Source organism: Porphyromonas sp. oral taxon 275 (assembly GCF_018127745.1).
GTDB lineage: Bacteria > Bacteroidota > Bacteroidia > Bacteroidales > Porphyromonadaceae > Porphyromonas.
In genome coordinates, this window is sequence record NZ_CP072333.1 from 688,989 (window position 1) to 709,233 (window position 20,245).

Annotated in this window: 15 protein-coding genes, 1 tRNA gene and 1 CRISPR repeat array; of the genes, 12 read left to right on the forward strand and 4 right to left on the reverse strand. The window is 58.6% G+C overall.

From position 1 onward, the window contains the following. Positions 1 to 9: 9 nt before the first annotated feature. The 4 genes from J4862_RS02785 to metK all read right to left on the reverse strand — a co-directional run bounded on the left by J4862_RS02785 (position 10) and on the right by metK (position 3,755). On the reverse strand, positions 10 to 852 hold the full coding sequence (locus J4862_RS02785) for a 5'-nucleotidase, lipoprotein e(P4) family (protein WP_211789220.1): 843 nt from the start codon (positions 850 to 852) through the stop codon (positions 10 to 12). Beyond that, entirely contained in the window at positions 849 to 1,445 is a 597-nt protein-coding gene (locus J4862_RS02790; protein ID WP_371742409.1) for a thymidine kinase, read from the reverse strand. The genes J4862_RS02785 and J4862_RS02790 overlap by 4 nt, the downstream gene beginning before the upstream one ends. Further along, the gene (tsaE, locus tag J4862_RS02795; protein ID WP_211789222.1) at positions 1,445 to 1,897 is read right to left on the reverse strand and encodes a tRNA (adenosine(37)-N6)-threonylcarbamoyltransferase complex ATPase subunit type 1 TsaE; all 453 of its coding nucleotides are present in this window, start codon (positions 1,895 to 1,897) and stop codon (positions 1,445 to 1,447) included. The genes J4862_RS02790 and tsaE overlap by 1 nt, the downstream gene beginning before the upstream one ends. A gap of 559 nt (positions 1,898 to 2,456) precedes the next feature. Then, entirely contained in the window at positions 2,457 to 3,755 is a 1,299-nt protein-coding gene (gene metK / locus J4862_RS02800; protein WP_211789223.1) for a methionine adenosyltransferase, read from the reverse strand. Positions 3,756 to 4,207: 452 nt separating this feature from the next. Here metK and cas9 point away from each other — a divergent pair, with 452 nt between their 5' ends. The 12 genes from cas9 (at position 4,208) to J4862_RS02860 (ending at position 20,161) form a co-directional block, all read left to right on the forward strand. After that, entirely contained in the window at positions 4,208 to 7,726 is a 3,519-nt protein-coding gene (gene cas9 / locus J4862_RS02805) for a type II CRISPR RNA-guided endonuclease Cas9 (protein WP_211789224.1), read from the forward strand. An 18-nt stretch (positions 7,727 to 7,744) separates the two neighbouring features. Then, positions 7,745 to 8,668: a type II CRISPR-associated endonuclease Cas1 gene (gene cas1, locus J4862_RS02810; protein WP_211789225.1), complete on the forward strand. Its 924-nt coding sequence runs from the start codon at positions 7,745 to 7,747 to the stop codon at positions 8,666 to 8,668. Beyond that, positions 8,650 to 8,988 carry a CRISPR-associated endonuclease Cas2 gene (gene cas2 / locus J4862_RS02815; RefSeq protein WP_211789226.1) on the forward strand — a complete coding sequence of 113 codons (339 nt, stop codon included), beginning with the start codon at positions 8,650 to 8,652 and terminating at the stop codon, positions 8,986 to 8,988. The genes cas1 and cas2 overlap by 19 nt, the downstream gene beginning before the upstream one ends. 110 nt (positions 8,989 to 9,098) lie before the next feature. Continuing rightward, positions 9,099 to 10,914: a CRISPR direct-repeat array (repeat unit 47 nt; unit sequence GTTGGATCGCTACTGCGAAGGTACATAAACGGGAAGCCAATCACAAC). Positions 10,915 to 11,470: 556 nt separating this feature from the next. Next, the gene (locus J4862_RS02820) at positions 11,471 to 12,196 is read left to right on the forward strand and encodes a 4-hydroxy-tetrahydrodipicolinate reductase (RefSeq protein WP_211789227.1); all 726 of its coding nucleotides are present in this window, start codon (positions 11,471 to 11,473) and stop codon (positions 12,194 to 12,196) included. A 22-nt stretch (positions 12,197 to 12,218) separates the two neighbouring features. Continuing rightward, positions 12,219 to 13,664, forward strand: a complete 1,446-nt coding sequence (gene lepB, locus J4862_RS02825) for a signal peptidase I (RefSeq protein WP_211789228.1) — start codon at positions 12,219 to 12,221, stop codon at positions 13,662 to 13,664. Next, complete coding sequence (lepB, locus tag J4862_RS02830) at positions 13,654 to 14,349, forward strand: signal peptidase I (RefSeq protein WP_211789229.1); 696 nt, start codon at positions 13,654 to 13,656, stop codon at positions 14,347 to 14,349. The genes lepB (J4862_RS02825) and lepB (J4862_RS02830) overlap by 11 nt, the downstream gene beginning before the upstream one ends. Further along, positions 14,349 to 15,005, forward strand: coding sequence for a WbqC family protein (locus tag J4862_RS02835; protein WP_211789230.1), 657 nt, complete (start codon positions 14,349 to 14,351; stop codon positions 15,003 to 15,005). Before lepB (J4862_RS02830) ends, J4862_RS02835 begins: the two co-directional genes overlap by 1 nt. Continuing rightward, positions 14,998 to 17,100 (forward strand): S9 family peptidase, encoded by a 2,103-nt coding sequence (locus tag J4862_RS02840; protein ID WP_211789231.1) that lies wholly within the window; start codon positions 14,998 to 15,000, stop codon positions 17,098 to 17,100. Before J4862_RS02835 ends, J4862_RS02840 begins: the two co-directional genes overlap by 8 nt. A 431-nt stretch (positions 17,101 to 17,531) precedes the next feature. Continuing rightward, positions 17,532 to 18,116: an FKBP-type peptidyl-prolyl cis-trans isomerase gene (locus J4862_RS02845; protein WP_211789232.1), complete on the forward strand. Its 585-nt coding sequence runs from the start codon at positions 17,532 to 17,534 to the stop codon at positions 18,114 to 18,116. A 6-nt stretch (positions 18,117 to 18,122) separates the two neighbouring features. Next, a complete protein-coding gene (locus tag J4862_RS02850; RefSeq protein ID WP_211789233.1) occupies positions 18,123 to 18,941 on the forward strand; it encodes an FKBP-type peptidyl-prolyl cis-trans isomerase in 819 nt (272 codons plus the stop codon). Between the two features lie 31 nt (positions 18,942 to 18,972). Further along, on the forward strand, positions 18,973 to 19,860 hold the full coding sequence (locus J4862_RS02855; RefSeq protein ID WP_211789234.1) for an FKBP-type peptidyl-prolyl cis-trans isomerase: 888 nt from the start codon (positions 18,973 to 18,975) through the stop codon (positions 19,858 to 19,860). A 229-nt stretch (positions 19,861 to 20,089) separates the two neighbouring features. Then, a tRNA-Met gene (locus tag J4862_RS02860) sits at positions 20,090 to 20,161 on the forward strand. Positions 20,162 to 20,245 lie beyond the last annotated feature (84 nt).

A 20,245-nucleotide genomic window follows, 5' to 3' on the forward strand; every position in this document is an offset into this window, starting at 1 on the left:
ATAGGCTGCTTAGGGGTGGCTACGTAGGAGCTGGGGGAGCTTCTTGTCGCGCTTCTTGAGGGGAAGGTAACCGCCGTTCATAGCGGGCTCCCAGGTGCCGTAGTTGGGGTTGGGCAGCACGATGAAGCGTCGGCCGAACTCCCGAGCGAGCTTGGCCACAGCTGCCTCACGTGTCTGCTCCTGCTTGCTGTCGAAGACGTGATCGAAGTCCCCGAGGTTGTCCCCCAGCAGCATCAGGATCTCGTACTGCTGGAGTACGGCGTTGCGGCGCGCTGTCTTGTCTGAGTTGCGGGAGGCATCACGCAGCATCAGGTGCTGGTCATCGGCCTGCGGTAGGCCGAGGCTGCGGAGGTTGCGCAGCGTGCCCGCGCGGTTGGCCTCATCACGGTTGGAGATGTAGAAGATCTGCACCCCGAGGGAGTCTGCCTTGCGGAAGAAGTCGATGGCGCCCGCCAGTGCGATGGCGGAGGCCTGGTCGCACCACTTGTCCCAGGAGGCCTGGGTGAAGTCCTCGCCCTTGAGGGCCTGGTGCACGGAGTTGGCGCTGTTGTCTACGATCGTCTCGTCGATGTCGGTGACGATAGCCCAGCGGTGCCCGCCTCGGGCCGTGGCGGCCAGGAGCCGCTCGGTGGCGATGTTGTAGGCCTGATGGCAGAGGGCCTTGTATTCGGCCGAGCGCTGGATCCAGGCCGAAGTATAGAGCTTGCCTCCCAGTGTGGGGCTCATAGCCTCGGGGCTGGCCTTGGGCGTCATGACGCTGCGATCATTACCCACGGCGATGATGCAGCTGGAGGTGGTCGCTAGGGCGAGGGAGCTAGCTAGCGCCATGGTGAGGTAGGTACGGCGGATCATAGGTTCTTACTTTCGTGTGGTGTATGCTGGTGATTGAGGTAACACTTGCGGCAGAGCGGGCTGTACTCCTGGGCCTCCCCGAGCATGACCTGCTGGTCGCCCGCTACCAGGCGGTAGGAATAGTTGGCCCAGCTGCCGCACTCGACGCAGATGGCGTGTATCTTGTCCACATTGTCTGCGATGCAGCAGAGCTCGGCCATAGGGCCGAAGGGGCGCCGCTGGAAGTCCATGTCCAGCCCTGCGATGATGACGCGCACCCCTTGGTCGGCGAGCTGCTCGACTACGGAGATCAGCCCCTCGTCGAAGAACTGAGCCTCGTCGATCCCGATGACATCCACGTCGGAGGCCATCAGTAGGATGCTCGAGGAGCCCGATACGGGGCTGGAGGGGATGGCGTTCTGGTCGTGGGAGACCACCTGCTGGACGTCGTAGCGGGTGTCTAGACTGGGCTTGAAGATCTCCACGCGCAGCCCAGCGATCTTGGCCCTGCGTAGGCGGCGCAGCAGCTCCTCCGTCTTGCCGCTGAACATCGAGCCGCAGATGAGCTCGATGCTCCCGCGCTCGCGTGCGTGGCCTGTCTCGAAGAGGTTCATCATCGTCCCACCCCTCCCTCGGCGCGTATGCGGAGCTCACGTGTGCCGTCGGCCAGCTCACGCAGCTCTATATATAATGTATCCTCGGGGAGTAGGGGCTCGAGGACCTCTGGCCACTCGATGAGGCAGATCGCGCCGCTCTGGAGGTAGTCGTCGGCGCCAAGGTTCAGTGCGTCCTCCAGCCGTTCCAGTCGGTAGCAGTCGAAGTGGTAGATCACTTGCCCCGAGGGCTCAGCCTGATACTCGTTGATGATGGAGAAGGTGGGGCTATTGATCACATCCTTCACTCCTAGGCGCTCACAGAGGGCTTTGATGAAGGTCGTCTTCCCAGTCCCCATGGGAGCTAGGAAGGCAAAGACTCTGCTCTGAGGCAGCACCTCGCGGATGAAGCGGTCGGCGACGTCGCCAAGCGCATCAGGGGAGGGAAGTAGATAGCTGGTGTCTAAGTCCATTTGTTCGTTGCCTCGCAGGGTAAGCTATACCCTACATATAGGATATTACAAATTTAGGACATTCGGCGCATATCACCGCATGCCGAGCTGTGGGCAGAGGGATGAACTCTTGCTAAGGCTCAGGGTGGGCTGCTCTTGCTCCCTGCCTCGGGATGGTGGAGCGATAGGCGGTGCGGGAGGCCTTGCCCTTAGCCCTTGTAGCCTCACGAGCAGGCTGCGAAGGCTGCCATAAAAGCTCCTAGCAAAGGGCGCAAGGTGGGCGCCTCAGGGGGAGGGCCTGGTCTCTGCTCCGTGAGGGATATCCCTCGGCCTCCTGACCGCTATCCCTCACGCTCGTGACGGACGCCCCTCAGCGCTCTGACTGGTATCCCTCACGGGGGCTCCTTCTAGGGACGCAGCTCGGGGCGACTTGCCTGTCCTCTCTGCGATTTTATAAATAGGGTAGGGGAAGAGGTGCTGCTTCGTCCCGATAGAAGCAGCTAGCCCCGATAGCGTGGCGGGTGCCGTCTATCGGGGCTAGTAGAGCATGGGCTTAGCTCCTAAGAGGGAGCTGGGGCAGCTAAGCCTTGATGCCGAAGGCCTCGCGCACCTGATCTACGTAGTCGAGACGCTCCCAGGTGAAGAGCTCGACGTCGAGGCTCAGCGTGCTGCCGTCGTAGTTATTGACCGTGCGGGTCACGCGGCGGGGCTCACGGCCGAAGTGTCCGTAGCTCGCCGTAGCCTGGTAGATAGGCTTGCGCAGCTGTAGGCGCTGCTCGATGGCATAGGGGCGTAGGTCGAAGAGCTGCTGGATGCGCTCGGCGATCTCGCTATCGCTCAGCCCTACGTGGGACGTGCCGTAGCTGTTGACGAAGATGCTGATGGGCTTGGCCACCCCGATGGCGTAGGCCAGCTGCACCAGAAGGCGGTCTGCGACGCCAGCAGCGACGAGGTTCTTGGCGATATGGCGCGCAGCGTAGGCTGCCGAGCGGTCTACCTTAGAGGGGTCCTTACCCGAGAAGGCGCCGCCACCATGCGCCGCACGACCGCCGTAGGTGTCGACGATGATCTTGCGCCCCGTCAGGCCCGTGTCTCCGTGGGGGCCTCCGATGACGAACTTGCCCGTGGGGTTGACGTAGAGCTTGAAGTCCGCATGCTCGATCTGCTCGAACTCGGCGGCGTAGCCAGCAAAGACGCGGGGCAGAAGGTGCTGGCGGATGTCGGCCGTGATCTTGGCCTGCATCGCAGCGTCGGCTGCTGCCTGTGCCTCGGGGCTCTTGTCCTGGGGCTGGATGAACTCATCGTGCTGCGTGCTGATGACGATGGTGTCGATGCGCAGAGGCTTGCCCTCCTGGCTGTACTCGACCGTGACCTGGCTCTTGGCATCGGGGCGTAGGTAAGGCATCAGCTCGGGCTCCTCCTTACGGATGCGAGCTAGCTCCTCCAGCAGCGCGTGCGAGAGGTCAAGGGTCAGGGGCATATAGGAGGGGGTCTCGCGGCAGGCGTAGCCGAACATGATCCCTTGGTCTCCTGCGCCCTGCTCCTCAGGTTGTGTGCGGTCTACCCCGCGGTTGATGTCGGCACTCTGCTCGTGGATGGAGGAGAGCACGGCGCAGCTATTGCCGTCGAAGCAGTAGTCACTCTTGTTGTAGCCGATCTGGCGGATGACCTCGCGGGTGATCTCCTGGAGGTCTATGTAGGCCTTGCTCTTGACTTCGCCAGCGAGGATCACCTGCCCCGTCGTGACGAGGGTCTCACAGGCGACCTTGGACTGCGGGTCGAGGGCGAGGAAGTGGTCGAGGATGGCGTCGGAGATCTGGTCTGCGACTTTGTCGGGGTGTCCTTCGGAGACGGACTCCGAGGTGAAGAGGTAGCTCATAGCTATATATCTTGTAGTTATTTGGTTGATAGGAGGCCGAGCGCCTATAACGTAAAAAGCCTTGGCTGCAGTGGGGCAACCAAGGCGCGATAAGGGCGTTCACTCTGTCCTGCCGCAGCACTCGAGCCAGCAGGCTACTGGTGGCGGCGTGACGGGTTTAGCATTTTTTCGCGTGGTTGCAAGCATCACAAATCTGTCCACGTACTGGTCTCTTAGCCGCCACAAAGGTACGAAAAAAAGCGATGTAGCTTATCTCGTCCCTTGTGGAGCGCCCTAGGGAGCGGGGCTGTGCGCTAAGTGCCTCGCTCCCTCTCGGGACGCGTCTGCTCGAGGACGAGGGATAGGGACTGATACTCCTTGTCCTAGTGCGTGCTAAGTTATTTGGCTTATTCCTTGATTTTGGCTACGTTTGTAGCAAGCCTTCAACGTGTAAGGCCCTAATAGAGTATAGCATGAAAAAAGTCTTAGGTCTCGACCTCGGGGTCGGATCCATAGGGTGGTCACTGATCACCCTCGACGAAGACCAGCACCCCGCCGAGATCCTTGGCATGGGCTGCCGCATCGTCCCCCTCACTACCGAAGAAAGTAAGTTCGCCAGTGGCGAAGGCATCAGCAAGAATGCCGAGCGTACCCAAATGCGCACCATGCGCAAGATGCTCGACCGCTACCAGCAGCGCCGCACCAAGCTCGCCAACATCCTTCACGAGCATCAGATGTACCCCGACGAGGCACTCATGCAGCTGCCGCTCATGCAGCTCTGGCAGCTGCGTGCCGATGCTGTAACGCCTGGGCGACAGCTGAGTCTACCCGAGCTGGGGCGCGTCCTCTACCATCTGAGTCAGAAGCGCGGCTACCGACACAGCAAGAGCGACGAGAGCGGAGAGAAGAAGGACACGGAGTATGTCGCCGAGGTCAAGAGTCGCTACCAGCAGATCCAGGAGGAGGGCCTCACCGTGGGGCAGCACTTTGCCAAGCTCCTCAAGAATAACGAGCAGCACAGCGAGCGCGGCGGCGTGTACTACAACTACCGCACGAAGGATCAGGTCTTCCCCCGTGAGGCCTATACCGAGGAGTTCGATCGCATCATGGCGGTGCAGCGCGGCTTCCATCCTAGCCTGACGGATCGTCTTATCGCCAAGCTAAGGGACTGCATCTTCTACCAGCGCCCGCTCAAGTCCTGCAAGCATCTAGTCTCCTACTGCGAGTTTGAGCGCAAGCAGGTCGAGCTCCCCGTCAAGCAAGTGGAGCGCGACGGCACGATCACCTACAAGAAGCAGCTCGTAGACGTCGGGCCCAAGGTGGCGCCCAAGTCCTCGCCGCTGGCCGAAGTATGCCGCATCTGGGAGACGCTCAATAACCTCTGCCTCTACTTCCCCGACGGCAGCGAGCGCACTATCACGCAAGAGGAGCGCCAGCGGCTCTTCGATTACCTGCAGGAGAACGATGCCCTGAGCTTCACCCAAACAAAGAAGCTCCTTAAGATTAAGCCTAAGGAGCAGGTCTGGTGCAACGATCTATTGACAAGTAAGGTAAAGGGGAATCGTACTATAGCACCCCTCATTAAGGCCTTTGCCGACTATCCGCAGTACCTTGACCTGCTGTCCTTCGAGCTCTCCGAGGAGGAGAAGGCTGATCCCGAGACGGGCGAGCTGCGTCCTGCCATCAGCGAGCGCTACCAGCAGGAGCCTCTCTACAAGCTGTGGCATATCCTCTACTCCATTGAGGACAAGGAGGCTATGAGACGAGCGCTGACGAGGCAGCTCGGCATCTCCGAGGCCGACCTCGACACAGGGCTCCTCGATCAGCTCTTCAAGGTAGACTTCGTCAAGCAGGGCTACGCCAACAAGTCCATCAAGTTCATCAGCAAGCTCCTCCCGCACCTTATGCAGGGGCAGATGTATAGTGAGGCAGCCAAGCGAGCAGGCAAGCGCCATTCCGAGAGCCTTACCCTAGACGAGCTCCAGACTCGTCCGCTCCTCGATAAGATCCCCGTGCTCCAGCGCAACTCGCTTCGTCAGCCCGTCGTGGAGAAGATTCTCAACCAGATGATCAACCTTGTGAACCAGCTCAAGGCGGACTACGGGGAGATCGACGAGGTACGCGTAGAGCTAGCCCGCGAGCTCAAGATGAGTCGCGAGGAGCGTGAACGTACTGCGAAGAATCAACGTAGGAACGAGAAGGAGAACAAGCGTATCGCTGAGCTGATCAACGAGCTAGGTCTTTACCCAACGCGAGCCAGGATACAGAAGTACAAGCTATGGGAGGAGAGTCAGGAGTGCTGTATGTATTGTGGCAAGATGATGAACCTTACGCAGTTCCTTTCGGGGAGCGAGGTAGAGGTTGAGCACATCATCCCGCGCTCCATACTCTACGATGATTCGCTGTCGAATAAGACTTGCGCTTGTCGCCGATGCAACCAAGAGAAGGGAAACCGTACGGCCAAGGAATATATCCTAAGTAAAGATGAGGCGACTCAGAAGGACTATAACGCTCGGGTGCAGGAGCTCTTCGAACTGCATAAGATTAGCGCCTCGAAGCGTAGCCGCCTGCACATGACGCTCGCTGATATCCCCGAGGACTTCCTCGAGCGACACCTTCGCTTAACGCAGTATATTTCGCGTGAGGCACATAGCATCCTCGCTAAGGGAATACGCCGCGTGCAGGCCTCCGAGGGCAGCATCACCGCGACCCTACGCCGCCTCTGGGGCTACGACGAGATCCTCAAGAGACTGAACTTCGAGATCTACAAGTCCCGAGGGGAGACCGAGATGGTACGCGTCGGAGATACGCCTACTGAGCGTATTGCGAACTGGTCCAAGCGTAATGACCACCGTCACCATGCCTTGGATGCCCTCGTCGTTGCCTGCACACGTCAGGGCTACATTCAGCGGCTGAATCGCCTAAATACGGAGGACGATAAGCTGAGTATGTGGGATGAGCTAGCCTCACTAGAGCGGCAGCATGCGGAGCGGCTGCAGTTGCTAGAGCGCTGGCTGACCGCGCAGCCGCACTTTGCTCCGCGTGTCGTGCAGGATAGAGTTGCTGAGATCCTCGTCTCCTTCCATCCCGGGGGGAGGACCTATTCTAGAGGACGGAATATCATCAAGCGGAAGGGACAAAGGTTTGTCCAGGAGGGCATCCTGGTGCCACGTGGGGCCCTATCAGCTGAGACCGTCTATGGCAGCATACAGCAGGGAGACCACAGAGAGGTCGTCTGCAAGTACCCGCTACATAGTATCACGGCGAAGGATACGCCCTATATCATAGACCCGCGCCTAAGGAATATCATTGCCGAGCGCCTAGCGGAGTACGGCGATGACCCCAAGAAGGCCTTCGCTGAGCCGCTGTACTCAGACCGAGCTCAGACGCAGCAGGTACGCACTGTGCGCTGCTTCACGGGGCTACAGAAGGAGAAGCTGGCTCCGCTACGTCGGGATGAAGAGGGGCAGGCTACAGCCTTTGTCTCGCCCAGTAATAACCATCATGTTGCTCTCTATCGAGATGTAGAGGGGCAGCTGCAGGAGTGTGTCTCTAGCTTCTGGCAGGTCATCGAGCGCGTGCGCTTCGGCCTACCGTCCATCATCTACGACCCTCGAGCTACGATGGAGCAAGCCCTTGCCATCGCTGAGCTCCCTGAATCTGTTCTCAAATCCCTCCCTCCTTCGGATTGGCGCCTCGAGGTGACGCTGAGGCAGAATGAGTTATTCCTTATGGGGCTAACTGACCAGGAGCTAGCTACAGCTCTCGAAGTTCAGAATTACAGCTTGCTCAGCCTCCACCTTTACCGTGTACAGAAACTCTCCTCTATGTATTACGTCTTCCGCCATCACTTGGAGACTAGTGTAAAGGATGAGCAGAATACTACTGGGGAGGTTCCTAAGTTCTGTAGAGTACGTAGTATGAAAGCCTATATCTCTCTTAATCCAAGGAAGGTGAAGGTCGACCGACTCGGTAAGATCAGCCTCCTCTAAACCATCAAAGCTTGTATCATGATAAAACGCACGCTTTACTTTGGGAATCCTGCTTATCTGTCTCTTAGGGACAGACAGCTTGAGGTACACCTAAGACAGGATTCCCCTAGTAAAGTACCATCACGGACGATCCCGATAGAAGATGTCGGGGTCGTCCTCCTTGATGATCCTCAGATCACCATTACCCACGGAGCCTTGAATGCTCTGCTGGAGCAGAACTGTGCCCTCATTACTTGTGGAGCTAGTCACCTGCCTTCGGGCTTGATGCTCCCTTTAGATGGGCATAGCCTTCAGAATGAGCGCTTCCGGAGTCAGCTTGATGCCTCATTGCCGCTACGCAAGCAGCTATGGCAGCAGACGGTGCAGGCCAAGATTCGTAACCAAGCTACGCTGTTGGCCTATGTGCTGCAGGAGCCTGTCCCCAATATGCTTGCTTGGGCTCGACAGGTAAAGAGTGGGGATAGTGAGAATCTCGAGGCACGTGCGGCAGCTTTCTACTGGCGCAATCTTTTCATTCCACTTCCTGATTTTACTCGTGAGCGAGAGGGCTCGGCTCCTAATTCGCTGCTGAACTATGGCTACGCTATCCTCCGCGCTGTCATTGCTCGCGCCCTAGTGAGCGCTGGCCTACTGCCTACCCTTGGTATTCATCACCATAATAAGTATAATGCCTATTGCCTTGCTGATGATATCATGGAGCCCTACCGCCCCTACGTGGATCAACTCGTGGTGGAGCTCTGTCAGGATGGGTATCCCAGTGAGCTCACGAAAGAACTAAAGGCTGAGCTGCTGATGATCCCGACGCTCGATGTGGAGCTGGAGGGGCAGCGGCGGCCCTTGATGGTCGCTGCAGCGCAGACGGCGAGTTCGCTGCAGCAGTGCTTCGCTGGCAAGCTTCGTACTCTAGCTTATCCATTACTGCGATGCGACGACGTAGACTAAGTGAATATCGTATTATGTGGGTGTTTGTTCTCTTCGATCTCCCGACCTATACTGCCTCCGAGCGTAAGGCGGCCTCCGGCTTTAGACGCGAACTGCTCAAGGATGGCTTCATCATGTTCCAGTACTCGGTTTATATACGACATTGCTCCAGTGTGGAGAATGCTGCCGTACATATTCGTCGAGTCAAGAATATGCTTCCAGAGGAAGGGGAGGTCATTATCATGCAGGTCACAGATAAGCAGTTTGGAATGATCGAGCATTTTTCCTCGCATCAGATTGGGCCGACTCCCGCCCCCTCTCCCACCGTAGAGATGCTTTAGGCTCAGAAAAAATGGGCCTAAACGAGAAAAAGCCAGTGGTCACCCACTGGCTTTTTCTTTCTTCGCATTCCTTGCTAAGTAGCTGGTCCTATTCGATTTGTTGAGGTCGTGTTGGATCGCTACTGCGAAGGTACATAAACGGGAAGCCAATCACAACCTCGGTGGCTTCGGGCAGCATAGCCTACGGGTTGGATCGCTACTGCGAAGGTACATAAACGGGAAGCCAATCACAACACCCTCCCAGCGCTTGCGGATGCGATAGAAGTTGGATCGCTACTGCGAAGGTACATAAACGGGAAGCCAATCACAACTGTAGGTAGGTCGCTCTCAGCGTGGTGTTCGTTGGATCGCTACTGCGAAGGTACATAAACGGGAAGCCAATCACAACAACTGAGTTGGCGAGACAAGCAGGCGTGACGTTGGATCGCTACTGCGAAGGTACATAAACGGGAAGCCAATCACAACTGTATCGAGCGCCGCAAGTACCTCTGTCTCGTTGGATCGCTACTGCGAAGGTACATAAACGGGAAGCCAATCACAACGCAGCACCAACAGAGCAGACTTATTGATGCGTTGGATCGCTACTGCGAAGGTACATAAACGGGAAGCCAATCACAACTCAAGGAGGAGACGCACCGCAAGCTCACGGGTTGGATCGCTACTGCGAAGGTACATAAACGGGAAGCCAATCACAACATATCTATTATACTTATCCTCTCTGTTTGAGTTGGATCGCTACTGCGAAGGTACATAAACGGGAAGCCAATCACAACATCGATGGTGCGATGTGTGGTAACAACATCGTTGGATCGCTACTGCGAAGGTACATAAACGGGAAGCCAATCACAACAAATGGGCGGATAGCTTGGGCGTAGACCTCGTTGGATCGCTACTGCGAAGGTACATAAACGGGAAGCCAATCACAACATCCATAAGGATAGGCGTGGCGTAGCATAGTTGGATCGCTACTGCGAAGGTACATAAACGGGAAGCCAATCACAACCGCAAGCCAACGATAGTGCAGCTCAAAGATGTTGGATCGCTACTGCGAAGGTACATAAACGGGAAGCCAATCACAACACTCCGTCCAGACGGTGATGCTGTTCGTCCGTTGGATCGCTACTGCGAAGGTACATAAACGGGAAGCCAATCACAACAATATCACCTAACACGATGAGTAAAGATTCGTTGGATCGCTACTGCGAAGGTACATAAACGGGAAGCCAATCACAACTTCCTGTTGAAAGGAGCTACAACCTTCTGAGTTGGATCGCTACTGCGAAGGTACATAAACGGGAAGCCAATCACAACCCCAGCGGGTGGCGATCTCCAAGCGCGGATGTTGGATCGCTACTGCGAAGGTACATAAACGGGAAGCCAATCACAACGGCGCAATCAGGGTAGTGCTCGGTGATTTCGTTGGATCGCTACTGCGAAGGTACATAAACGGGAAGCCAATCACAACAAAAGAACGTGCGCTTACGGCGATCCTTGGTTGGATCGCTACTGCGAAGGTACATAAACGGGAAGCCAATCACAACACGACGGCCAACACTGACCACGGCGAGACAGTTGGATCGCTACTGCGAAGGTACATAAACGGGAAGCCAATCACAACGAGGTCGTAAGTGTGAATTACGGCCTCCATGTTGGATCGCTACTGCGAAGGTACATAAACGGGAAGCCAATCACAACTAGCATGATGTGGTTGTAGCTATGGATGGAGTTGGATCGCTACTGCGAAGGTACATAAACGGGAAGCCAATCACAACTACGATGCCGTCAGCCTCTACGTCGAGGAGGTTGGATCGCTACTGCGAAGGTACATAAACGGGAAGCCAATCACAACTGCTGGAGGCCGTCTTTGGTAGAGCGGTTGGTTGGATCGCTACTGCGAAGATACATAAACGGGAAGCCAATCACAAGCACCAGTAGGCGTCCACCTTGCGCCTCGAGTCGGATTGCTACTACGAAGGAGTATAAATGATTCGAATCTAAGGCTTGAGCTTTGGTGTTCTCAGCGGATAGATGGGTATGTCTCTGCTCTATCGGCTGATAATCCTCACATGTGTAAGCATACATGCCTTGCTGGCATTGACGGGTATCCTTGGGCGCGCTGACAGATATCCTTCAGACGGCTGACAGGCATCACTGAGAGCGCCGACTGATATCCTTCAATGAGCTGAGGTACTGGTCGCAGATCAAGGCCGCTAGTGAGGTGACTTAGCGTACTGGAAGTTTGGAGAGAAGGTACTGACCCAATATAGGGAGATTAGCTTCCCCGTTAATGTGTCTTCACAGCAGCGATACAACTCCTCGAGTATAGTTGCTCGTGGATTCCCCCTTGTTATTGGCTTTCAGTTTGTGCGGGACTTCGGTGCGGCTTCCCCTCAGTATTTGTATCTTTGCTCTAGGCGCGTGCTGCGCTAGGGCTGGATCTTGGCCTCGCGCGCGTACCTCTATTATTACAGACTAGTCAAGGATGAAACAACTCAAGATCGTACTCATCGGCTACGGCAAGATGGGACGCATCATCGAGCATATCGCTCAGGAGCGTGGCCACCAGGTCGTGCTCACGATAGACCGAGGCGAAGAGGCGCTCTTCGATGATCCGCGCTTTGCTTCGGCGGATGTAGCCATCGAGTTCACCTCCCCCCAGGCAGCCTATGCCAACTGCTTGAAGACCTTAGAGCGGGGCCTACCCTTGGTCTCTGGCTCTACGGGCTGGAGTGAGCGTCTGCCCGAGCTCAAGACACTCTGCGAGCAGGAGGGGAAGACCTTCTTCTGGTCCTCCAACTTCAGTATCGGCGTCTACCTCTTCCGTCAGCTCGTGGCTCAGGCCTCGCGGCTGATGAAGCTGGCCCCTGACTATCAGCTCAGCATGAGCGAGACGCACCACGTGCACAAGCTAGATGCCCCCAGCGGTACGGCTATCACGCTGGCCGAGACGGTGCTGGCCGAGCGCCCAGAGCTCGAGCGCTGGACGCTTGGTGCAGCTGTGGAGGGCGAGTTGCCTGTCGTGGCCTATCGCGAGGGCGAAGTCCCAGGGACGCATAGCCTGAGCTTCACCTCCGGTGTAGATCGTATCGAGCTGACGCACGAGGCCTTTGGGCGCGAAGGCTTTGCTCACGGTGCTGTCCTCGCAGCCGAATATGCCGCCACGCATAGCGGTTGGCTGACGATGGAGGACCTCCTGCAGTCTCGTTAATCCTAAGTATGCCGATATCCCTATGAATAGATACCCGCTCTCGGGGCTCAGTCCTCGTCAGCTCCTCATCCGCCGCGTTAAGGGCGGGATTATGATCGTACTGCTCCTGCTCTTCGCCCTCTGGGCGGGCTGGGGCTGGCTTCTGCTGCTGCCTTTCTTGGTAGACTTCTACTTCACACGCTTCATCCCCTGGCGCTACCTCAAGGAGCACCCCAACGGTATGGTACGCCTGCTGGGAGGGCTGCTGGAGGACATCGTCTTCGTCGTGGTGACGGTGACGATCATCTTCACCTACTTCTTCCAGAACTTTGCCATCCCCTCCTCCTCGCTGGAGAAGACGCTCTTGATTGGGGACTACCTCTTTGTCAATAAGCTCAGCTACGGGCCGCGCGTGCCGATGACGCCGCTGGCACTGCCGCTGGCGCACAATACGGCCTTCGGGCACAAGTCCTACCTCGATAGCCCTTCACTGCCTTACCGCAGGCTCAAGGGGCTGGGCAAGGTGGAGCGTAATGACCTCGTTGTCTTCAATTTCCCTGCGGGGGACACGGTGGCGCTTTCCATGCCGAACCCCGACTACTATACGCTGTGCGCGCAGTACGGGCGCGAGCAGGTGTGGAGCGATCGCCAGCAGTTCGGCGAGGTCGTCGCTCGTCCTGTAGACCGTCGTGACCACTATGTCAAGCGCTGTGTCGGGCTGCCCGGAGAGACGGTAGAGCTACGTGCCAATCAGCTGTACATCAATGGTAAGGCCATGGCCAATCCGCGTCAGATGCAGCTCAACTACTTCGTCCAGACCGACGGGACGCCGCTGTCGCAGGAGCTCCTCGACCAGCTGGAGATCAACGACAGAGATGTGCAGCTCATCTACGACTACCGTACGAGCGATGGGGGAGACCTCTCGCCCTTCCTTGCGCAGATGAAGCTCGCCTTCCAGTCCGAGGGTTCGCGTGGCTACGGCCTTATCTATCACCTACCGCTGACGGCTGAGATGGTGCGCGTACTGCAGGCTGAGCCCTATGTCAAGGGCCTTGGGGTGGAGCGTACGACGACCGAGCTCAGCGGGCAGGTCTATCCGCTGGACTACGCTACGGGCTGGACGCGTGATGACTACGGGCCGCTCCTCATCCCGCGTAAGGGACTGACGGTCGAGCTCACCCCCGCGACGCTCGCCTACTATGCCCGCTGCATCCATGCCTATGAGGGGCACCAGCTGGAGCAGCGCCCCGATGGTGTGATCCTCATCGATGGTCGTCCCGCGACGCACTACACCTTCGCGATGGACTACTACTTCATGCTGGGGGACAATAGGCATATGTCTGCTGACAGCCGCTACTGGGGCTTCGTGCCCGAGGATCATGTCGTAGGTAAGCCCGCCTTCCTCTGGCTCTCCATCAATAGCGAGCGTCCGCTCCTCTCTGGCGGTATCCGCTGGGGGCGGATGATGCGTCTCATCAATGGGAAGTAAGGGCCGATATATCCCTAGCCTACTACGCTACGGAGCCTTGCCGCTGGGAGTCGTACTCCTGGTGCTGCTCCTACGTGCCTTTCTCCTCGTGCCGCTGACGCTGCAGACCAGCGCCCTGGCCCCGAGCTATCCTCGGGGAGCGTGGGTGCTGGTGCTCAAGAGCTTCGAGCCTGAGCGTGGCGACTGCGTCCTCATTGACCTAGCTCGACTAGGACTGGCGAAGCCCTCAGAGCCTAGCCTCGTGGCAGGGCGTGTCGTCGGTCTGCCGGGCGATAGCCTCGAGCTACGACAGGGACTGCTCTATGTCAATGGTCGCCGCACGCTCGATCATCGCCGTGCGCTCAGCGCTGGCGAGAGCTACGCACTGCGTCTACCGCGTGCTCAGGGCGTCTATCCCCTGAGCCCCGTGAGCCTCGTGGCCTATCGCCAGGCCCTCCTAGAGGAGCAGCGCGCCGAGGAGCGTCTGCACCCAGGGCGCGGACAGCTCGGGCTGGACTCCGCCCGCTGGATGGCGCGCCTCAGTGAGCGAGCGCTCTACACCTTTGCCCAGGACTACTACTGGGTGCTGGCGGACGACACTGCCTCGGGGCCTGACTCACGTCACCTAGGGATTATCCCGCGCGAGGCCATCGTAGGGCGTCTGCTCTTCGGCCTCGGCACGCGCAGCCCCTTCGTCTATCCTTGATGCACTACGACCTCCTGCTCTCCACGGCGCTGACGCCCCCCATCAGCTACTTCACCCTCCTGTATCATCACCAGTCGGGTAGGGTAGGCCTTGAGGCTGCCGAGCACTACATCAAGCAGAGCTACCGCAATCGCTGCTACATCCTCGGGCCTAACGGCGTGCAGCCACTGAGCATTCCCGTGGAGCTCCCCCAGGGGACGAAGACCCCCATCACCGAGGTGCGTCTCTCTACGCACGGGCAGTGGCGCTCCGTCTGGCATCAGACCCTAGCCACGGCCTATGGTGCTAGTCCCTACTACGAGTACTACATCGACGAACTGGAGGCGCTGTGGGGCACCCTCGAGGACGATAGCCTCTGGGCCCTGAACCTGAGGCTGCTGCAGCACCTCTGTCCCCTGCTCGAGATCGACCCCGCCTGCCTCTGCCCGACCGAGGACTTCACTCCGCTGGAGTGCCACGAGGCGGACTACCGCTATAGCCTGCGCCCCAAGCAGGGCACACTGCCCCCTGCCTACCTCCCCCAAGCCTATCATCAGCTCGATCGACCCGCTCGGGGCTTCGTCCCTGAGCTCAGTATCCTCGATCTCCTCTTCAATATGGGGCCCGAGAGTCCCCTTATTCTCCAAGCTAGCTACCATCCCTATCCTCATGAATAAGCCAAAGCAATCAGCCTTCGGCCCAGCCCCTCGTGTGGCTTCGCGCCCCGAGGAGCTGCGTCACCTCGATGACCTACGTGTCGACCCCTACTACTACCTGCGGGACAAGGAGCTCCCCGAGCTACAGGACTACCTCCAGGCCGAGAATGCCTACACCGAGGAGGTGATGGCCTCGACCCAGGAGCTGCAGGAGGAGATCTATCAGGAGATCGTGGGGCGCATCAAGGAGACCGACCAAAGCTATCCCACACTGCGCCGAGGCTATTACTACTATACCCGCACCGAGCAGGGCAGGCAGTACCCTAGCTATTACCGCTACGAGGAAGAGGCCTTCGACGAGCGCTGGAGTGAGCGCCCGCAGGAGGTGGAGGGTGGCGAGCTGATCTTCGACGTCAACCTCATGGCCGAGGGGCAGCCCGCCTATATCTTCGCAGGCTATAGCGTCAGCCCTGATAATCGCTGGGTAGCCTATATGTCCAATACGACGGGCTCCTACGCCGAGTTCGACCTCAGGATCAAGAGCCTCGAGACGGGGCAGGAGCTGCCGCTGTGCATCGCGGGCGTCGCTTCGCTGGCCTGGGCTGAGGATAGTGAGACCATCTACTACAGCCTGATCGACGAGACGCTGCGCTCTAGCCGCGTCCTTCGTCAGCGTCTCGACGAGGCCGAGGGGCAGCTGATCTACGAGGAGCTGGATGGCCGCTTCTCCTGCAGCGTCAGCGAGACCAAGACGCACGAATACCTCTTCATCTCCTGCTCGAGCAGCACCAGTAGCGAGGAGTACTACCTGGCTGCGGACGGGCGGGACACAGAGCCCAAGCTGCTGCTAGCGCGCCAGCCCGACGTGCGCTACTCGGTGCTGACGCACCGCGATCGCCTCTACCTATACTATAAGGATAAGGAGCAGCTCAACGGCGCCCTCTACGCGACGAGCCTCGAGGGCGTGGCTGACCGCTCCTCCTGGCGTACGATCCTGGCGCATCGCCCCGAGGTGCGCCTCGAGAGCCTCGGCATCTACGAGCACTATGTGGTGACGGAGGAGCGCGTCGAGGGCCTCTCGCAGATCCGCATCCTCGATCCGCTGGGGCAGCCGCTGCGCGAGGTCGCCTTCCCCGAGCCCGTCTATACGCTGGCTCTGAGAGGTAGCAGCCAGTACAGCACGCGCAAGGTGCGCTACACCTATTCCTCGCCCAATAGACCCAGCAGCCTCTATGAGTACGACCTCGAGACGGGGCAGAGTCGACTGCTCAAGCAGCAGGAGGTCGGCGGGGGCTACCAGCCAGAGGACTACATCGTGGAGCGCCGCTGGGCGCTCGGCGAGGACGGCACGACGCGCATCCCTATGGCCTTGCTCTACCGTAAGGGCCTCAAGCGCGATGGCTCGGCGCCTGCTCTGATCTACGGCTATGGGAGCTATGGGATCTCGATGGAGGCACAGTTCAGCGTCTCTATCCTTAGCCTCGTGGATCGTGGCTTCGTCTATGCGCTGGCTCAGGTGCGTGGCGGGAGCGAACTCGGGGAGCAGTGGTACGAGGATGGCAAGTTCCTCAAGAAGGAGCATACCTTCACTGACTTCGCTGCCTGCGCCCGTCTCCTCGTGGATGAGGCTTATACCTCCCCCGAGCGTTTGGCAGCTATGGGGGGCAGCGCGGGCGGTATGCTGATGGGGGTCGTGGCCAATCGCTGGCCCGAGCTCTTCGGCTGTATCGTCGCCCAGGTGCCCTTCGTGGACGTCGTGACGACGATGCTTGACGATAGCCTACCTCTGACGACAGGGGAGTACGAGGAGTGGGGCAATCCCAATGAGCCGGAGTACTACCACTATATGAAGGGCTATTCCCCCTACGACAACCTCCGTGCGCAGCGCTATCCTGCGATGCTCGTCACGGGCGGGATCAATGACTCGCAGGTCCTCTTCCACGAGCCGACCAAGTACGTGGCGAAGCTGCGCAGCCTCAAGACGGATGACGAGCTCCTCTTGCTGCGCATGAATATGGACTCGGGCCACGGCGGCGCTACGGGGCGCTACAGCGGGATACGCGACACGGCCTTTGAGTACGCCTTCATCCTCTACGCCCTAGGGCTTGTCTCCTAGACGAGGGGAGGCTGCCCCTAGGGGCACTGTCTAGCGGAGGGCCTTAGCCTAGGTGCTCTAGTACAGCCCGATAGGATCTGGAGCGAGGCGCTAGCCTACTCCTAGCTTTTCGAGGGATAGCGGTCAGGACGCTGACTGCTATCCCTCGCACGCTTTATGGACGTCCCTCAGCCTCGTGACTGATATTCCTCAGGCACCCTTCCCCTTATCTCTGGGCTTTGTGGGACTACCTCCGCCCCTTTGTCTTACCTAAAGGGAGGGTAGGGGGAAGGCTATTCCCTGCCTGCTCTGATGCTCTGTGTGCGGCGTCGCGTCTAGTGCAGTAAAATTCATTACCTTTGTCCCCGTATTATCCCAGTCTCTCGGTAGCGGGCTCTTGCCTCGCCCTTCGTAGGGCTGCGGACGCACTAGATACATTATATATAAAGGATATGAACAAGGTAAGCTATGCCCTAGGGCTAAGCATCGGGCAGAACTTCCGTGCCTCGGGCTTTGACGAACTGATCTTCGAGGACTTCCTACAGGGCGTACGCGCCGTCTACGAGGAGGCACAGCCCGAGATGAGCTACGACGAAGCGAAGCAGATCATCAACGACTACTTCCAGGAGGTGCAGCGCAAGGCTGTCGAGCGCAACAAGGAGGCCGGTGAGGAGTTCCTCAAGATCAACGGCCACAAGGCAGGCGTCGTCACGCTGCCTAGCGGTCTCCAGTACGAGATCCTGCGCGAAGGCGATGGCCCCAAGCCTAAGCTCACCGACAGCGTAGAGTGCCACTACCACGGTACGCTCATCAATGGGCAGGTCTTCGATAGCTCGATGGACCGCGGCGAGACGGCTACCTTCCCCCTGCAGGGCGTCATCAAGGGCTGGACGGAGATCCTCCAGCTGATGCCTGTGGGCTCTAAGTGGAAGGTCACGATCCCTGCTGACCTGGCCTACGGCGATCGTGGTGCTGGGCAGATGATCCAGCCAGGCAGCACGCTCATCTTTATCATCGAGCTCATCGCGATCAAGTAAGGCTAGATGAAGAAGACCGCTCTAGTGAGCCTCGGGCTGGCTACGGCCCTGCTCCTGGGGGCTTGCTCCCCCCGCCTCAAGCAGCGCACCAGTGCCCTACCCTCAGCGCAGGACTCGGTGGCCTATGCCTTTGGGGTGCTGAATAGTCAGGCCTTCTCCTCCGCTATGGCGGGTATGCCTGGCGATAGCCTTAGCCGTGAGCAGATCCTACAGGGCTTCTCCGACGCCTTCCTCAGCCGCCCCGCTCAGGTGCTCAGCCTCGACGAGGCACGTCGTATCTACGAGGGCTATATCAACGGGCTGCGCGCAGCCGAGGCGCGCGAGCGTAGCGCTCGTGCCGACTCGCTGCTGCGCCTCAACGCTCAGCGCCCTGGCGTACAGACGACCGCGAGCGGCCTGCAGTGGCGCGTGCTACGTGCCGCCGAGGGGCAGCGCCCCAGCGCTCAGGACACCGTAGTGGTGAACTACGTGGGTCGACTGGCCGATGGGGGCAAGGAGTTCGATAGCTCCTACAAGCATGGCGAGCCCGCGACCCTTCCGCTCAGTGCCGTCATCAAGGGCTGGACGGAGGGTATCAGCCTCATGTCCAAGGGGGCTAAGTACGAGTTCCTCATCCCTGCGCCCCTGGCCTACGGCGAGCGTGGCGCAGGTGGGGTGATCCCCGCTGGGGCGCCTCTCTTCTTCGAGGTCGAGCTCCTGGATATCAAGCCTTACGTCGAGCCTCAGGCAGCCGACGAGGTCTCAGAAGCACAGCCACAGTCCGGCTCCAGCACTAAGGCTAGCCCTCGGACTAAGGTGGGTAAGCGCACCAAGCGCACTAAGTAAGTAAACTTCAAATCAATTCTATAAGACGACAATGAAAAAGTTCGCAATGATCCTGGCTGCATCAGCCATGGCCCTCGGTACCTACTCCTGCCAGCAGGGAGGCTCCACGCCCAAGGACAGCGTAGACAGCGTAGCCTACGCTATGGGCTTCAGTAATGCTGCTGAGCTGATGAACGCCATCAAGGGCGCTCAGGCTCAGGGCCAGCAGATTGACTCCGCGCTCTTCTTCAAGGGCTTCGAGGAAGGCTTCAACAGCGATACGACCAAGCTCTGGTACTACGTAGGTCAGATGCAGGGCGTACAGGCTGCTCAGCGCTTCAAGGAAGACTCCACGCTGATGAACAAGAAGGCCCTCTTCCTCTCTGGCTTCAAGAAGGCGCTGGCTCTGGACTCCGCTACGCGCGTAGGCCAGGTAGACAGCCTCGGAGCTGTCGCTCAGAAGTACTACGAGAAGAAGTACGAGGAGGAGCAGAAGAAGCAGGAGGCTGAGATGGCGAAGCAGATGGAGCAGCAGTATGGTGAGAATAAGACCAAGGGTGCTGCCTACATCAAGAGCTTCGCCGCTGAGGCTGGTGTCAAGACCACGGCTAGCGGTATTGCCTACAAGGTGATCAAGGAAGGTACGGGCGCTACGCCTACGGCTAACGATGTCGTGAAGGTCAACTATAAGGGTATGCTCATCGATGGTACCGTCTTCGACGAGTCCAAGGATAAGCCCGTCGAGTTCCCCGTCAACGGTGTCATCAAGGGTTGGACCGAAGTGCTCCAGCTGATGAAGGCCGGTGAGAAAATCAAGGTGGCTATCCCTCAGGAGCTGGCCTACGGTGCACGCTACCAGGGCGACAAGATCCCTCCCTTCAGCACGCTGGTCTTCGAGATCGAGCTCCTCGAGGTCAAGCCCGCTGCTGCCCAGCAGTAGGGTAGTAGCCTTGGGCTAAGCCTAAGACATTAGTGCGCAAGGGCCGCTGCTCCATATGGAGCGGCGGCCCTTGCTGCTTTCTCGGCTCTGTGGTAGCATGCTAGGGGCTCGGTCTAGAGCCTGATCTCGCGCGCGGGATACCTTAATAGAAGGTGCGTTGAGGGATAAGTTTTGGCTAGAATTTGGAGCGTATGGATAAAAGTGCTACCTTTGCAGTGCAAAAAGATAGCGCGGAGTGGAGCAGTGGCAGCTCGTTGGGCTCATAACCCAAAGGTCGTAGGTTCGAATCCTGCCTCCGCAACTAAGTAAGGGTATCCTTATCAGAAGAGAGTCTCCACAGTCACTAGCGGAGACTCTTCTTGCATTTACGACAGCGTACTACTCA

Bases quoted from the DNA above. Each gene is read 5' to 3' on its own strand.
- J4862_RS02785 (WP_211789220.1), bottom strand. From the start codon at position 852: ATGATCCGCCGTACCTACCTCACCATGGCGCTAGCTAGCTCCCTCGCC.
- J4862_RS02790 (WP_371742409.1), bottom strand. From the start codon at position 1,445: ATGAACCTCTTCGAGACAGGCCACGCACGCGAGCGCGGGAGCATCGAG.
- tsaE (WP_211789222.1), bottom strand. From the start codon at position 1,897: ATGGACTTAGACACCAGCTATCTACTTCCCTCCCCTGATGCGCTTGGC.
- metK (WP_211789223.1), bottom strand. From the start codon at position 3,755: ATGAGCTACCTCTTCACCTCGGAGTCCGTCTCCGAAGGACACCCCGAC.
- cas9 (WP_211789224.1), top strand. From the start codon at position 4,208: ATGAAAAAAGTCTTAGGTCTCGACCTCGGGGTCGGATCCATAGGGTGG.
- cas1 (WP_211789225.1), top strand. From the start codon at position 7,745: ATGATAAAACGCACGCTTTACTTTGGGAATCCTGCTTATCTGTCTCTT.
- cas2 (WP_211789226.1), top strand. From the start codon at position 8,650: ATGCGACGACGTAGACTAAGTGAATATCGTATTATGTGGGTGTTTGTT.
- J4862_RS02820 (WP_211789227.1), top strand. From the start codon at position 11,471: ATGAAACAACTCAAGATCGTACTCATCGGCTACGGCAAGATGGGACGC.
- lepB (WP_211789228.1), top strand. From the start codon at position 12,219: ATGAATAGATACCCGCTCTCGGGGCTCAGTCCTCGTCAGCTCCTCATC.
- lepB (WP_211789229.1), top strand. From the start codon at position 13,654: ATGGGAAGTAAGGGCCGATATATCCCTAGCCTACTACGCTACGGAGCC.
- J4862_RS02835 (WP_211789230.1), top strand. From the start codon at position 14,349: ATGCACTACGACCTCCTGCTCTCCACGGCGCTGACGCCCCCCATCAGC.
- J4862_RS02840 (WP_211789231.1), top strand. From the start codon at position 14,998: ATGAATAAGCCAAAGCAATCAGCCTTCGGCCCAGCCCCTCGTGTGGCT.
- J4862_RS02845 (WP_211789232.1), top strand. From the start codon at position 17,532: ATGAACAAGGTAAGCTATGCCCTAGGGCTAAGCATCGGGCAGAACTTC.
- J4862_RS02850 (WP_211789233.1), top strand. From the start codon at position 18,123: ATGAAGAAGACCGCTCTAGTGAGCCTCGGGCTGGCTACGGCCCTGCTC.
- J4862_RS02855 (WP_211789234.1), top strand. From the start codon at position 18,973: ATGAAAAAGTTCGCAATGATCCTGGCTGCATCAGCCATGGCCCTCGGT.